General features: G+C 69.9%; 19 protein-coding genes. 9 read left to right on the top strand and 10 right to left on the bottom strand.

What is annotated here, in order from left to right; translation table 11 throughout:
• Nucleotides 1–196: 196 nt before the first annotated feature.
• A complete protein-coding gene (gene dtd / locus H5J33_RS10550) occupies nucleotides 197–622 on the top strand; it encodes a D-aminoacyl-tRNA deacylase (protein WP_181794628.1) in 426 nt (141 codons plus the stop codon).
• Nucleotides 623–652: 30 nt separating this feature from the next.
• On the opposite strand, the gene H5J33_RS10545 is transcribed toward dtd, so the two are convergent.
• From H5J33_RS10545 to H5J33_RS10505, 9 genes are all read right to left on the bottom strand, one after another.
• Entirely contained in the window at nucleotides 653–1618 is a 966-nt protein-coding gene (locus H5J33_RS10545; protein ID WP_181794627.1) for a folate-binding protein YgfZ, read from the bottom strand.
• A gap of 9 nt (nucleotides 1619–1627) precedes the next feature.
• Nucleotides 1628–2065 carry a Fur family transcriptional regulator gene (locus H5J33_RS10540; protein ID WP_030792035.1) on the bottom strand — a complete coding sequence of 146 codons (438 nt, stop codon included), beginning with the start codon at nucleotides 2063–2065 and terminating at the stop codon, nucleotides 1628–1630.
• Nucleotides 2066–2081: 16 nt separating this feature from the next.
• A complete protein-coding gene (locus tag H5J33_RS10535; RefSeq protein ID WP_181794626.1) occupies nucleotides 2082–2657 on the bottom strand; it encodes an FABP family protein in 576 nt (191 codons plus the stop codon).
• A gap of 225 nt (nucleotides 2658–2882) precedes the next feature.
• Nucleotides 2883–4067, bottom strand: coding sequence for a methyltransferase domain-containing protein (locus H5J33_RS10530; RefSeq protein WP_399552800.1), 1185 nt, complete (start codon nucleotides 4065–4067; stop codon nucleotides 2883–2885).
• 254 nt (nucleotides 4068–4321) lie between these two features.
• Nucleotides 4322–5170: a helix-turn-helix transcriptional regulator gene (locus H5J33_RS10525; RefSeq protein ID WP_181794625.1), complete on the bottom strand. Its 849-nt coding sequence runs from the start codon at nucleotides 5168–5170 to the stop codon at nucleotides 4322–4324.
• A 12-nt stretch (nucleotides 5171–5182) separates the two neighbouring features.
• A complete protein-coding gene (locus H5J33_RS10520; protein WP_399552799.1) occupies nucleotides 5183–5701 on the bottom strand; it encodes a DUF6879 family protein in 519 nt (172 codons plus the stop codon).
• A gap of 2 nt (nucleotides 5702–5703) precedes the next feature.
• Nucleotides 5704–5955 (bottom strand): hypothetical protein, encoded by a 252-nt coding sequence (locus tag H5J33_RS10515; protein ID WP_181794630.1) that lies wholly within the window; start codon nucleotides 5953–5955, stop codon nucleotides 5704–5706.
• Between the two features lie 100 nt (nucleotides 5956–6055).
• On the bottom strand, nucleotides 6056–6256 hold the full coding sequence (locus tag H5J33_RS10510) for a DUF397 domain-containing protein (protein ID WP_181794624.1): 201 nt from the start codon (nucleotides 6254–6256) through the stop codon (nucleotides 6056–6058).
• Nucleotides 6238–7080, bottom strand: a complete 843-nt coding sequence (locus tag H5J33_RS10505; RefSeq protein WP_181794629.1) for a helix-turn-helix transcriptional regulator — start codon at nucleotides 7078–7080, stop codon at nucleotides 6238–6240. The genes H5J33_RS10510 and H5J33_RS10505 overlap by 19 nt, the downstream gene beginning before the upstream one ends.
• A gap of 164 nt (nucleotides 7081–7244) precedes the next feature.
• Between H5J33_RS10505 and H5J33_RS10500 the strand changes: the two genes are divergently transcribed.
• The 3 genes from H5J33_RS10500 to H5J33_RS10490 are packed head-to-tail and all read left to right on the top strand — an operon-like array spanning nucleotide 7245 to nucleotide 8067.
• Nucleotides 7245–7469: a hypothetical protein gene (locus H5J33_RS10500; protein WP_181794623.1), complete on the top strand. Its 225-nt coding sequence runs from the start codon at nucleotides 7245–7247 to the stop codon at nucleotides 7467–7469.
• Nucleotides 7466–7708, top strand: a complete 243-nt coding sequence (locus H5J33_RS10495; RefSeq protein WP_181794622.1) for a hypothetical protein — start codon at nucleotides 7466–7468, stop codon at nucleotides 7706–7708. The genes H5J33_RS10500 and H5J33_RS10495 overlap by 4 nt, the downstream gene beginning before the upstream one ends.
• Complete coding sequence (locus H5J33_RS10490; protein ID WP_181794621.1) at nucleotides 7705–8067, top strand: DsrE family protein; 363 nt, start codon at nucleotides 7705–7707, stop codon at nucleotides 8065–8067. The genes H5J33_RS10495 and H5J33_RS10490 overlap by 4 nt, the downstream gene beginning before the upstream one ends.
• 15 nt (nucleotides 8068–8082) lie before the next feature.
• On the opposite strand, the gene H5J33_RS10485 is transcribed toward H5J33_RS10490, so the two are convergent.
• Nucleotides 8083–8346: a DUF3099 domain-containing protein gene (locus H5J33_RS10485; protein ID WP_181794620.1), complete on the bottom strand. Its 264-nt coding sequence runs from the start codon at nucleotides 8344–8346 to the stop codon at nucleotides 8083–8085.
• Nucleotides 8347–8476: 130 nt separating this feature from the next.
• On the opposite strand from H5J33_RS10485, the gene H5J33_RS10480 reads away from it, so the two are divergent.
• The 5 genes from H5J33_RS10480 to besA all read left to right on the top strand — a co-directional run.
• On the top strand, nucleotides 8477–9214 hold the full coding sequence (locus tag H5J33_RS10480) for a DUF2993 domain-containing protein (RefSeq protein ID WP_181794619.1): 738 nt from the start codon (nucleotides 8477–8479) through the stop codon (nucleotides 9212–9214).
• 213 nt (nucleotides 9215–9427) lie between these two features.
• Entirely contained in the window at nucleotides 9428–9535 is a 108-nt protein-coding gene (locus H5J33_RS38655) for an Ms5788A family Cys-rich leader peptide (protein ID WP_348273507.1), read from the top strand.
• A 127-nt stretch (nucleotides 9536–9662) separates the two neighbouring features.
• Nucleotides 9663–10508: a sulfurtransferase gene (locus H5J33_RS10475; protein WP_181794618.1), complete on the top strand. Its 846-nt coding sequence runs from the start codon at nucleotides 9663–9665 to the stop codon at nucleotides 10506–10508.
• Between the two features lie 33 nt (nucleotides 10509–10541).
• Complete coding sequence (locus H5J33_RS10470) at nucleotides 10542–10829, top strand: DUF1416 domain-containing protein (RefSeq protein WP_030792004.1); 288 nt, start codon at nucleotides 10542–10544, stop codon at nucleotides 10827–10829.
• 240 nt (nucleotides 10830–11069) lie between these two features.
• On the top strand, nucleotides 11070–12365 hold a 1296-nt coding region (besA, locus tag H5J33_RS10465; RefSeq protein ID WP_181794617.1), incomplete at its 3' end, for an L-propargylglycine--L-glutamate ligase BesA.

Genomic DNA, 12365 nt, shown 5'->3' with positions numbered 1-12365 from the left:
TCGGTCCCCAGCCGCCCACTCGTGCTAGGTGTGCTCATCTGCGTGACCGTCCCCTCGACCGGCGTGTGGGAAGCATCGTGCCACCCCAACCGGCCGCTATGTGACCGAGAGCCCCCGAACGGCCCCAGATGGGGGGTAACGGATCCATAGCGGTCCCCGTGCGGGCCGCGGCGGGACACCGGGCATGATGGTCGGCATGCGTGCGGTGGTACAGAGGGTGGACGGCGCGAGCGTCGTCGTGCACGGCGAGACGGTCGGCGCGATCGAGGGCGAGGGACTGTGCGTCCTGGTGGGCGTGACCCACGAGGACACCAAGGAGAAGGCGGCCCAGCTCGCGCGCAAGCTGTGGACGATCCGGATGCTCCAGGACGAGCGGTCGTGCAGCGACACCGGGGCGCCGCTGCTGGTGATCAGCCAGTTCACCCTCTACGGAGACGCCCGCAAGGGCCGCCGCCCCACCTGGAACGCGGCGGCCCCCGGCGACATCGCCGAACCCCTGGTCGAGGAGGTCGTGGCCCGGCTGCGCGCCCTCGGCGCGACGGTGGCGACGGGCCGCTTCGGCGCGCAGATGAGGGTGAACCTGACGAACGACGGGCCGTTCACGGTGTTGCTGGAGATGTGAGCGCCCCGAAGGGGCGCCGCAGGGCTACGGCTACGGCTCGACCACGACCTCCTGAGCGGCCGCCGTCTCTCCGGCCAGGAGCCGCGCGTCGACCGGTACGTTCCGCTTCACCAGCGCCAGCGCCACCGGCCCCAGCTCGTGATGGCGTACGGACGTCGTCACGAACCCGACCTTGCGGCCCTCGGGCCCGTCGTCCGCGACCCGGATCCCGGTCCCCGGCACCGGCAGGTGCACCTCGCTGCCGTCCAGGTGCAGGAAGACCAGCCGGCGCGGCGGCTTGCCCAGGTTCTGCACGCGGGCGACCGTCTCCTGCCCGCGGTAGCAGCCCTTCTGGAGGTGCACGGCCGTGCCGATCCAGCCGAGCTCGTGCGGAATGGTCCGGTGATCGGTCTCGAAGCCGAGCCGGGGCCGGTGCTGCTCGACCCGCAGCGCCTCGTAGGCGAGCAGACCCGCGGCGGGACCGTGCGACGCGGCGAAGGTCTCCAGGTCGGCGCGCGGCAGGAACAGGTCACGGCCGTACGCCGTCTCGCGTACGACGACCCCGTCCGGCACCTCGGCGATGGAACCGGCGGGCAGGTGCACGACGGCGGTGTCGGCGGTGCGGTCGGCGACCTCGACCCGGTAGAAGAACTTCATCGACTCCAGGTACGCGATCAGCGCGTCCTGGGTGCCGGGCTCGACGTGCGCCCAGACGGTCGTACCGTCGTCCACCAGGTACAGCGCGTGTTCGATGTGCCCGTGCGCGGAGAGGATCAGGGCTTCGGTGGCCTCGCCCGCGGGGAGTTCGCTGACGTGCTGGGTGAGCAGCAGATGCAGCCAGCTCAGCCGGTCGTCACCGCTGACGGTGACGACGCCGCGATGCGACAGGTCGACGAAACCGGTGCCGTCGGCGAGGGCGCGCTGCTCGCGGAACAGGTCGCCGTAGTGGGCGGCGACACCTTCGTCCACACCCTCGGCGGGGACTGCGCCGGGCAGGGACAGCAGGGGGCTCTTCATAACGCAAGCCTACGACGTGGTACTTGAACCCTTCAGCGAGCAGTCCCGGCACCGGCCGAAGATCGCGAAGTGCTTCATGTCGGTGTCGAACCCGAACTGCTGCCGCAGCTTGGCCGTGAACTCGGCGGCCACCTCGACGTCCGCCTCGATGACGTCCTCGCAGTCCCGGCACACCAGGTGCAGGTGGTGGTGCCGGTCGGCGAGGTGGTAGGTGGGCGCGCCGTGACCCAGATGGGCATGGCTGACCAGGCCCAGCTCCTCCAGCAGCTCCAGCGTCCGGTAGACGGTGGAGATGTTGACCCCCGACGCGGTCTTCCTCACTTCCACGAGGATGTCGTCGGGGGTCGCGTGCTCGAGGGTGTCGACGGCTTCGAGGACAAGCTGCCGCTGCGGCGTCAGCCGGTAGCCGCGCTGCCTGAGGTCGCTCTTCCAGTCGGTGCTCACCACACCGACGAGTCTAGGACTACTTGAAGAAAGCGATGCCGTCGTCCGGCATGTCGTCCGGGAGGGCCTTGGCCCAGCGTTCGACGTCCTCGGGGGTGACGACCTTCTTCAACTGGGCCGACATGTAGGGGCGCAGCGGAACCTCGGGGGTCTGCTTCTCGCCGACCCACATCAGGTCGCTCTTCACATAGCCGTACAGCCGCTTGCCGCCGCTGTACGGCGCGGAGGCGGGGGTGCGGGCGACGGCGTCCGTCACCAGGTCGATCTGCGGCTTCTTGTCGGCCATCTCGCCGTACCAGATCTCGATGACACCGTCGTCGCGGGTCATCGTGACCTCGACCTTGCGGTCCGCGTCGATCCGCCAGAAACCGGTCTCCGACTCCAGCGGGCGGACCTTGTTGCCGTCCTTGTCCAGCACCCAGGTGTGGGAGCGGTACTCCAGGAAGTCCCGGCCGTCGTGGGTGAAGCTGACCTCCTGACCGAAGTTGCACTTCTCCGAGCCGGGGAAGTCGTGCACGCCCGCGCCGGCCCAGTTGCCGAGCAGGAAGGCGAGCGGGACAAGGTCCTTGTGCAGGTCGGACGGGATCTCGATCATGAGCGGAGGCTTTCCTAGAGGGGGGTCAGCGCTGGCCCTGGTACAGCTTCTTCACGGTCAGACCGGCGAAGGCGAGCACGCCGACGCAGACCAGGACCAGCAGGGTTTCGAAGAAGATCTCCACGGGTGCTCCTTGAGCGAGGGTGGGCATACGACAGAGCCGGAGCCCAGCTTACGCGGCCGGGCCCCGGCCCTCTGTGCGAGGTGCGCTGTAGCAGGTCAGGCTCACCTCACGGGCCAGGACTCGTGCGCCGGATCGTCCAGCCACACTCGCTGTCCGCGCGCGTCGGCCGTGAGACCGAACCGGGTCACGGCGGGGGACCCCCGGTCCTTCCACCACAGGTAGGCGTCGGTCACCTCGTCCCAGAGGCGTCGGCATCCCGACTGCCAGACGGAGGCGTGCCGCTCGCCGTCCCGGAACATCACACAGGCCCACGACTTGTCCGTCAGGCCGTAGAACCACACGGGACGGGTTCCGTCGCGCTTCTCCGCCACGGCCTGCCGGCACTGGGGCACCCTCAGACCGAGCACGAACGGCAGGTCGGTGAACCGCCCCGTCAGGAACTCCTCCTCGGTGAGCGGGGTCGTGGACCGCTCCGCGTCCTCCAGCGGGCCCGCCGCCAGGTAGTCGCCGTGGACGACGGCGGCTCCCCGCTGGGCACGGAGCTTCATGAACTCCACGGGCCGGATGAAGGGCCCTGCGGCCACCCCGCCGCCGACCTCCAGGCGGAGTACGGCGTCCTCGTTGCCGTAGGAGGTGCCCCAGGGTGCGAGGATCACGCCGCCGGGCCGGACCTGCCGAATCCATGCCGGGGGCACCCGGCGGATGCCGACGGTCGCCAGTAGGCGGTCGTACGGTGCCGCGTCGGGGTGACCTCGGAACCCGTCGCCCGCGACCACGTCCGGATACAGGCCGTGCCCGCACAGGCGCTCACGGGCCCTTGCCGAGACCGCCCCGTCCACCTCGATGGTCGTCACCTTGCCGGGGCCCAGCCGGTGGGTCAGCGCGCCGGCCGTCTCTCCGGTGCCCGTGCCCACGTCCAGGACGCGCATGCCGTCTTCCACGTCCAGGTCCTGGAGCAGGGAGTAGACCACGGACGGCATGGACGAGGAACTGGTGGCCAGCTTCCCGGGAACGGGCCCCAGGTGCGCACCGTCGTCCCACTGCGTGACGATGGGCACGTCACTGTCGACGGCGGCGTACCAGGTGTCCGAATCCTCCCGCCTGTCGACAGGTGTGCTTAAACGGGTCGCCATGTCGTAGGGCCACATCAGATCCGGCAGGAACGCGGCCCGGTCGACGGCGGCGAACGTCGGCGCCCACTCCGAGGAGAGCGCGCCCGATTCCATGAGGAGCCGCCCCAGCTCCTTGCGGCCGGGGCGGTCCGTACGCGGTGCGCCGGTTGTCACTTGCGGTGCTTTCCGTCACCCTCCGGGCTGCTGCCGTCGGGGCTCGGTGGGTCCTGCGGAGGCTGCCAGGGCTGGCCGGGGACCGTGTCTCCCCCGTCGCCCGACCCGGTGTGCGGAGCAGTTCCTACCCTCATCGCCGTCCCTTCCCTGACTCTGGCGGGTATTGGGCTACTCACAGTGGGTAGCCACCTGGATCAGACGGTAGAAGCAGCAGGGGTTGGACACCCACCGGGTTGCACCGGGTTGCACGCGAGTCAGCCCAGCCGCTCGATGGCATCGCCGATCAAGGCCCGGGCCTCGGCTCCGTAGACGGCCAGTCCCGCCAGCTCGGCGAACGTATCGGCGTACATGGCCACTTCGCCGGGTTGGGTGATCGTGAGGTAGCCGGAGATCAATTCCACGTTGACTTGTGCGGTGTCGTAGATCCAGAAGCCTTCGACCGGCCAGCGTTCACGGTCCGGTCGCATGGGGACGACGCCCAGACTGACGTGGGGGCGTGAGGCCACGGCGACGAGGTGCCGCAACTGTTCGGTCATGACGTCCGGGCCGCCGATTCCGGAGCGGATCACCGACTCTTCCACGAGGAAGGCGAACCGCCGGTCGCCTTCGCAGAGGACGCGCTGACGCTCCAGGCGGGCGGTCACCGCGGCGTCCACGTCATCCACCAGCCCCCGCCGTCGCTGGATCGCCCGGAGCACCGCCGTCGTGTACTGCCGCGTCTGGATCATGCCGGGCACCAGCCAGGAGGAGTACGACCGGAAACGGCGGGTCCGCTGGTAGAGGGGCAGGCGAGCCTCCTGCGCCTGTTTCAGTCCGGCACGTTCCATCCGTCGCCACGTCACCCACATGCCCTCGGCCGTCCGCAGGGACGCGATCAGGTCCTCTGTCTTTTCCTCCGCCCCGCACGCCCGGCACCACGCCCGGATGTCGTCGGCGGACGGCGGCGTACGACCGTTCTTGATCCGTGAGGTCTTCGACCGGCTCCACCCGCAGCGCTCGGCGAGTTCGGCCCCGGTCAGGCCGGCGTCCAGGCAGAGATCCGCAAGCCGGGACGCGAGAGCCTGCCGGGCCTGCCGGGCGCTGGACGACGGAGAAACGGCCATGGCGTGTGGCCGTCAGGCGGGCTGGTACTCCGCGTGCGGAACAGCGCGTTCCCACGCCGCTTCGTACGCCCGTACGTACTGCTGGGCCAGCACCGGATCGTGACAGACCTCCATCCGAGGACCGGTCCACTGACCGTCGCCGCTGAAGTGGTGCAGGATCACGGTCTCCCCGTCCATGACCCAGCCGTCCAACGCAGGCAAGAGGAGATCACGCGCTCGCGACCGGGGCAGCCAACGCACGTCTTCACCGGCCGCTACGTTCGTGAAGGTCCCGTCGTACTCGTACCTGACGTAGTCGCTCAGCGGCTCGGAGACCACGCGCAGACGTCGCATGACCACGCCCCGGCCCGTCGCCTCGGCCACCACGTCCAGCCAGGGGCGCCACCACGACTCACGGTCGGCCGGGTCATAGCGGTGCCCGTGCTGCCAACGAATGAACTCGGGATCGTCCCGCATGTAGCCGTCCCGCATCTCGAGGTGCACCGCCGAGTGCCGGGCCTTGGCAAGGGCTTCGCGTACCGCTGTTGCCACTGTCAGCCGTCCTTGCTGCCGTTCGGTCGGGGGATGAACTGGAGCATGTTGGCAGGCAGACGGATCACCGTCTCATGCTCCGGGATGTCCGTCGAGTGACCAGGTACGGACCCGACTTCCTGCGCCTCACGGACGGTCGCCTCGTCGGCCTTCCAGGACTGGATGATCAGGTCGCCCGAGGTGTCGTCCAGCCAGATCGTCGGCGACCCGTCGTCCGGCGTGTTGGGCCAGATCCCAAGGAATTTGAGGGCCATCGCGCGCTCCTCCACGGAGTGGGTTCCACAGACGCTCGGAGCGTCGTCCGAGGAGGGACGGAGCATCAACGGCGCACAGAGGCAGGCCCCTTCGTGCCGGTCACCGCTCCGACTTGATCCCGTCCACGAAGGCGGCCCAGGCGTCCGCCCGGAAGACTAGGGCGCCACGAGCGGGGGCCTTGCTGTCGCGGACGGGGACGACGGAGGGGACGTTGTCGGCGACCTCTACGCAGTTACCGCCGTCCGTATTGCTGCGGCTGCTCTTGCGCCATGTCGCGTGGCTCAGGTCAGTGGCTCGCACGGCACTTCCTCCAACATCCGCAGGATGAACTTACGCGACCGGGCCGAGGACAGGGCCAAGTCGCGCACCGCATCATATGTGCGCATCAGACGCTCAACCTTGCTTGCCTCCTCGATGAGTTCACCGCGCACGTCGTTCTCCGCGTAGGCCACCGTACGCCCGTCCAAGAGACGCAGGAACATCGTGTCCGTGTTCATCAATCCGTGCAGTCCCGCACTGAAGGGAAGGACCTGCACGGTGATGTTCGTTCGCTCCGCTGCCTCCGAAAGGTGCTCCAACTGCTCCCGCCATCGCTGCGCGTCGGCCAGGGGCGTACGCAGCACCGCCTCGGAGAGGATGACGCGGAACACCGGTGGGTCTTCCCCTTCCAGTACTAGTCCCCGCCTTACCCGCGCCTCGACCTGCCGGTCCAGCTCCTCACCCTTGATCCCACCAGCCGTGAGAGCTTCGCGGGCATACCCAGCCGTTTGCAGAAGGCCCGGCGGCGCGCTCACGGAGTACTGCCACAAACTCACCGCCTCGGCCTCCAACATCATGTACCGCCGGTACTGCTCCTTGAACTGCGTAGGATCCGCCACCGCCAGTTCCCACAGAGTCACCAGCAGGCCCGGTGTTCCGTAGTACTGGTCCAGCGCCTGGACGATCTCGGGGCCGCCCAGGGTCTGGCCGCTCTCCATCTTGCTGAACTGGGACGCGTCCCAGCCGACCGCCTTCGCGAGGTCCCGCAGACTCAGGCCGCGTTCGGTCCGTAGGCGGCGCAGCTCCTCGGCGAACCGCGCCCTCGGCTCCTGACTCCGTCCGGTGACTGCCAATCGCTGTGGCATCGCGCTCCTGTTGAATTTGTTGAATTTGCCCGGCCCTTCATGGAAGTTGGGCCGCTCAACAGCCCGGACGCCGTTTCCGCGCGCCATGCTCGTAGCCGTACGAGCACGCAGCGTAGTGCTACGAACGCGCTGCGCACAGGCGTTCTGGAAAGGAGCCGGTCGTGATGACGACGAACCCGGAGTGGGAGGGTCGGCCCGCGCCAACCCTGCCGATCCTGCCCCCGTCCCTGAGCGATCTCAGTCGGCCGCCCATGCCCGTGCCCGGCTGCGTCGTCTGCCTGCGGCCGGCCGAGCGGCGGGGCGTGGCGCGGGCGGAGTGCGACCGGAGCGCGGAGGCCGACGCGAACGTACTGCTCCGCCGGCACCTGCGGAAGGAGCACGGCGCATGAACCGCGAGGGGCTGCCTTACGAGGAGTGCTGGCGCCGGCAGGACCAGGGGCTGGTGCCTCGGCGCCGCGAGCCTGTCGACCCCGCCTACGCCATCCCGCCGTTCCACCCGGGCACCCGTGCCCGGCACCGGCGCGGGCGGCACCGGGTCGACGGGGCCCGGGTGAGCGGCGTGCTCTGCCTGCTGTGTCTCGCGACGCTGGTCGTGACGATCGTCCTCGCGACTACGCTTCCGGCATGACCAAGAAGCTCGTTATCAAGGTGACGGCCGGCGCGGACGCCCCCGAGCGGTGTTCTCAGGCGTTCACGGTCGCCGCCGTGGCCGTGGCCAGCGGGGTCGACGTGTCGCTGTGGCTGACCGGGGAGTCGTCGTGGTTCGCGCTGCCGGGGCGGGCGGCGGAGTTCGAGCTGCCGCACGCCGCGCCGCTGCCCGACCTGATCGAGTCGATCCTCGCGGCCGGACGGATCACGCTGTGCACGCAGTGCGCCGCGCGCCGGGAGATCACCGAGAAGGACGTCATCGAGGGCGTGCGGATCGCGGGCGCGCAGGTGTTCGTGCAGGAGGCCCTGGGCGAGGACACGCAGGCGCTCGTCTACTGAGGCACCAGGCGGCCCTCACGGGCGGGGGCGCTTCTTGCCGTCCAGTTCGTCCCACCACTCGTCCGACTCCGGATCGCCCGAGGGGTCGTCCCACCAGCGGTCCTCCGGGCCCCGCCGGTTGGCGACCATCGCGGCGACCGGCGGGATGACCATGGCCACGACGCACAGGCCCACGGCCGCGGGCACCGACCAGATGCGTACGACTCCCCAGGCCAGGACGAAGAGGCCGACGCAGGTCCCCATCATGGCGAAGTAGACGTGCCGTCGCCGGGCGTACATAGCTCCAGGGTAGGGCCGGCCGGCCCTGTCACAACTGATCCACAATTCCCCGGTGGCCGCCTCCGGCGGGGTTACCGTTGCGTATCCGCACACCGGACGCCCGTCACCACCACCGACCCGGGGGAACCCCATGCGAGGCCTGCGCATACTGCTGATCGTCGTCGTGATCCTGGGCGCGCTGTTCGTGATCGCGGACCGGGTCGCCGTCCACTTCGCCGAGGGCAAGGCGGCGGACAAGCTGAAGGCCAACGAGCAGCTGGCCACGACCCCGGACGTGGACATCAAGGGCTTCCCCTTCCTGACCCAGGTCGCGGGGGGCTCCCTGGACGACGTCGAGGTCGGGATCAAGGAGTACGACGCGGCCACCGGCAACGCCGGCCAGACCATCCGGGTGGAGGACCTGAAGGCCCACATGAAGGGCGTGGAGTTCTCCGGTGACTACAGCTCCGCCACCGCGGCCACCGCGACCGGCACCGGGACGGTCTCGTACGCCGAGCTGCTGAAGACCGCCAACCCGAAGCCGGCCGAGGTCGCCCCGGGGGCCACCGCCCGGGTCACCGGGCTCTCCGACGGCGGGAACGGGAAGATCAAGGTGGCGGTGGACCTGTCCGCGCCCGCTCTCGGGATCAAGCAGACGGTGTCCGTGCTCAGTTCGGTGAGCGTGGTGGACGGCAAGGTCGAGGTGCACGCGGACTCGCTGCCCAGTCTGGCCGGTGCGGTGATCGCCGAGGACCGCATCCGCGCGATCACCGACTTCCAGCAGGTCATCGACCAGCTGCCCGGCGGGATCAAGCTGGACAAGGTGCAGGCGGAGCCGAAGGGCGTCGAGATCAGCGTGAAGGGTTCGGACGTCCGGCTGGCGGGGTAGGCACCCGTCCACGGACCGGGGCCGGCGATGGACGGCGAGCGTCCGACTGGCGAGACGGCCCCGTCCGCGGCGCAGCCGCAGCCGGGCGCGTGGGCGTCCGGGCGGCCCCGCGGGCTCGCCCGACGCCCGCCTCGTACCGCCATTCGGACGATCGCGTCTCGCCATATGACACACCGGTGACACGCCCGCCCCGTCGTCCCTACGATCGGGCCCATGCGGTACTCGACGAGCGTCCTCCAGCCGCGGGGACAGGCGGATCTCACCAAGCGGCGGGCAGTGGACCTGTGCCGCGTGGCCGCCATGCTCTGTCGCCCCTTCTGAGCGGAAGCCCCCGGCTCCCGCGTCCCTCATCCGCCCTGCCGTCAGGGCATCCGTGTGCCGCTCGGGCACCGAGCGCACCGCTTTCCACCCCGCACGCCCCGCCGCGACTGCCCCGGAGGAGAAGAGCATGAGCCGCAGCGACGTCCTGGTCGACGCCGACTGGCTCCAGGAGCACCTGGACGACCCGACCATCGCCATCGTGGAAGTGGACGAGGACACGTCCGCCTACGAGAAGAACCACATCAAGAACGCGATCCGCATCGACTGGACCAAGGACCTCCAGGACCCGGTCCGCCGTGACTTCGTCGACCAGGAGGGCTTCGAGAAGCTCCTGTCGGAGAAGGGCATCGCCAACGACCACACGGTGGTCCTCTACGGCGGCAACAACAACTGGTTCGCGTCGTACGCCTACTGGTACTTCAAGCTCTACGGCCACGACAGCGTCAAGCTCCTCGACGGCGGCCGCAAGAAGTGGGAGCTGGACGCCCGCGAGCTGGTGCCCGGCGACGAGGTGCCGCAGCGCCCGCGGACCGAGTACAAGGCCAGGCCGCAGGACACCTCGATCCGTGCCTTCCGTGACGACGTCGTGGCGGCCATCGGCGCCCAGAACCTGGTCGACGTCCGCTCGCCCGACGAGTTCTCCGGCAAGCTGCTCGCCCCGGCCCACCTGCCGCAGGAGCAGTCGCAGCGTCCGGGCCACGTGCCGACCGCGAAGAACATCCCGTGGTCGAAGAACGCCAACGACGACGGCACCTTCAAGTCGGACGAGGAGCTGAAGGCCCTCTACGCCGAGGAGGACGTCGACCTCGCCAAGGACACGATCGCCTACTGCCGCATCGGTGAGCGCTCGGCCCTGACCTGGTTCGTGCTGCACGAGCTGCTGGGCGTGGAGAACGTCAAGAACTACGACGGCTCCTGGACCGAGTACGGCTCCCTCGTCGGCGTGCCGATCGAGCTCGGCGCCAACAAGTAAGTCCGCCCCCTATCAACCCCTCAGGAGTACGACATGTGCGGAGCGAAGGCCGGCGGCCCGGACGCCTCGGCGATCAAGCCCGGTGAGACCACGATCCAGGGTCAGGTGACCCGCGACGGCGAGCCGGTGACCGGTTACGTCCGGCTGCTGGACTCGACCGGCGAGTTCACCGCGGAGGTGCCCACCTCCGCGACCGGCCAGTTCCGCTTCTACGCGGCCGAGGGCACCTGGACCGTGCGCGCCCTGGTTCCGGGCGCGACCGCGGACCGTACGGTCGTCGCCCAGAAGGGCGGGCTCGCCGAGGTCGCCATCGCGGTCTGAGCGGGCCGGGCCGGCTCGTACCGGCCCGTGTGCCGGGCTCGTACCGGCAAGGACTCACTGTGACGGCCGAAGGGCCGCATTCCCGGGGTTGGACGCCGACGGGGATGCGGCCCTTCGGCATGCGCCCACGTGTCACGAAAAAGCGTGAAATTGATTATGAGATGACAGGGTGAATTCCAGCCACCACCGGAACGGGCTATTCCACTACCATTTCCCGAACGCCACCCCTAATCTCCCCGTATGGCAGATTCCGGTTACACGCAGATCCTGATCTACGCGCTCAACTACGCCGATCGCATGCTGGAAGAGGTGCCGTATCTGCGTTACTCCGCCGAGCGGAGCCTGGGTTTTCTGTGGAGCCTTCGCGACCCGGACGAAAGGGCCGTCGTCGTCACCTCGGAACCCGTCGACCCCTACACCCTCGAATACCATTTCCGGGATGTTTTCGGTTTTGACGACCGCATGATCGAAAGCGTGCGCGACCGGCTGACCCTGCTCACCCCCGCCGCCCGCCGGCCCCGCCCGCTGGACGACCTGGTCCTCGGCGACGACGGCCTCGTGGCCACGCTGCGGGACGCCGTCGGCAAGACCGCGCGGGCCGGGATCGTGCACTTCATGGCGTCCGAGGCGCTGGACGAGCTGGCCCGCCGGATCGGGGCCGACCTGGACGAGGGGCACGCCTCCCTGGCCGCCCGCTGGGGCAGCAAGGCGGGCAGCAAGGAGATCCTGATCAGGGCCGGGGTCCCGGTGCCCGGCGGCGGGGCCGGGGCACTGCGCGGCGAGGCGGAGGTGGCCGCCGCGATCCGCCGGCTGGCCGGCGGTCCGGACCGGCCCCGGCACGTGCTGGTGAAGGTCAGCGCCGGCACCTGGGCGGCCTCGGTCGGCAATGTGCTGATCGACTGCGAGAAGTACGCCCGGACCGGTGACCTGCTCGGCTCGGCCGAGGTGCTGCGGATGTCCGCCGAGGAGTTCCACCGGGAGCTGGCCGACGAGGGCGTGATCGTGGAGGAGTTCCTGGAAGGGGTCACCTCCTCCCCCAGCGGCCAGGGCTACGTGACCGCCGACGGCACGGTGAAGGTGCTCGCCTGCCACGACCAGGTGCTCTCCGGGGGCCAGTACTGGGGCTGCCGGTACCCGGCCGAGGAGCGGTGGCGGCCCGCCATCACGGACGCGGTGGCCCGGACCGGCGCGGTGCTCGCCTCGCTCGGCCACCGGGGCAGCTTCGGCGTGGACTTCGTGATCGCCGGGGACCGCGGGCCGCTCGCCGTGGAGATCAACCTGCGCAAGGTCGGCCCCAGCCATGTGCTGCGCTACGCCGAGGCCCTGGTCGGCCGGGACGTCGGCGCCGACGGACGGCTGCGCCGGCCGGACGGGCAGGCCATGTGCTACGTGCACGGTCGCATCCTCGACCCCGGGGCGCTGGGCCGGCTCGACCCGCGGACGGCGGTGGCGCGGCTGCGCGCCGAGGACCTGCTCTACCGCCGGGACCGGGGCGAAGGCGTCGCGCTGCACGTCCTGGGCGCGCTGAAGACCTGC

The sequence above is a fragment of the Streptomyces sp. WELS2 genome (genome assembly GCF_013870595.1).
Classification (GTDB): Bacteria; Actinomycetota; Actinomycetes; order Streptomycetales; family Streptomycetaceae; genus Streptomyces.
The sequence above is the reverse complement of the archived record's forward strand: the minus strand, read 5'-3'. Positions and strand labels throughout refer to the sequence as shown.

What these genes read in the sequence shown, in the direction of transcription:
- dtd (WP_181794628.1), top strand. Translation starts at nt 197, where the DNA reads ATGCGTGCGGTGGTACAGAGGGTGGACGGCGCGAGCGTCGTCGTGCAC.
- H5J33_RS10545 (WP_181794627.1), bottom strand. Translation starts at nt 1,618, where the DNA reads ATGAAGAGCCCCCTGCTGTCCCTGCCCGGCGCAGTCCCCGCCGAGGGT.
- H5J33_RS10535 (WP_181794626.1), bottom strand. Translation starts at nt 2,657, where the DNA reads ATGATCGAGATCCCGTCCGACCTGCACAAGGACCTTGTCCCGCTCGCC.
- H5J33_RS10525 (WP_181794625.1), bottom strand. Translation starts at nt 5,170, where the DNA reads ATGGCCGTTTCTCCGTCGTCCAGCGCCCGGCAGGCCCGGCAGGCTCTC.
- H5J33_RS10515 (WP_181794630.1), bottom strand. Translation starts at nt 5,955, where the DNA reads ATGGCCCTCAAATTCCTTGGGATCTGGCCCAACACGCCGGACGACGGG.
- H5J33_RS10505 (WP_181794629.1), bottom strand. Translation starts at nt 7,080, where the DNA reads ATGCCACAGCGATTGGCAGTCACCGGACGGAGTCAGGAGCCGAGGGCG.
- H5J33_RS10500 (WP_181794623.1), top strand. Translation starts at nt 7,245, where the DNA reads ATGACGACGAACCCGGAGTGGGAGGGTCGGCCCGCGCCAACCCTGCCG.
- H5J33_RS10495 (WP_181794622.1), top strand. Translation starts at nt 7,466, where the DNA reads ATGAACCGCGAGGGGCTGCCTTACGAGGAGTGCTGGCGCCGGCAGGAC.
- H5J33_RS10490 (WP_181794621.1), top strand. Translation starts at nt 7,705, where the DNA reads ATGACCAAGAAGCTCGTTATCAAGGTGACGGCCGGCGCGGACGCCCCC.
- H5J33_RS10485 (WP_181794620.1), bottom strand. Translation starts at nt 8,346, where the DNA reads ATGTACGCCCGGCGACGGCACGTCTACTTCGCCATGATGGGGACCTGC.
- H5J33_RS10480 (WP_181794619.1), top strand. Translation starts at nt 8,477, where the DNA reads ATGCGAGGCCTGCGCATACTGCTGATCGTCGTCGTGATCCTGGGCGCG.
- H5J33_RS38655 (WP_348273507.1), top strand. Translation starts at nt 9,428, where the DNA reads ATGCGGTACTCGACGAGCGTCCTCCAGCCGCGGGGACAGGCGGATCTC.
- H5J33_RS10475 (WP_181794618.1), top strand. Translation starts at nt 9,663, where the DNA reads ATGAGCCGCAGCGACGTCCTGGTCGACGCCGACTGGCTCCAGGAGCAC.
- H5J33_RS10470 (WP_030792004.1), top strand. Translation starts at nt 10,542, where the DNA reads ATGTGCGGAGCGAAGGCCGGCGGCCCGGACGCCTCGGCGATCAAGCCC.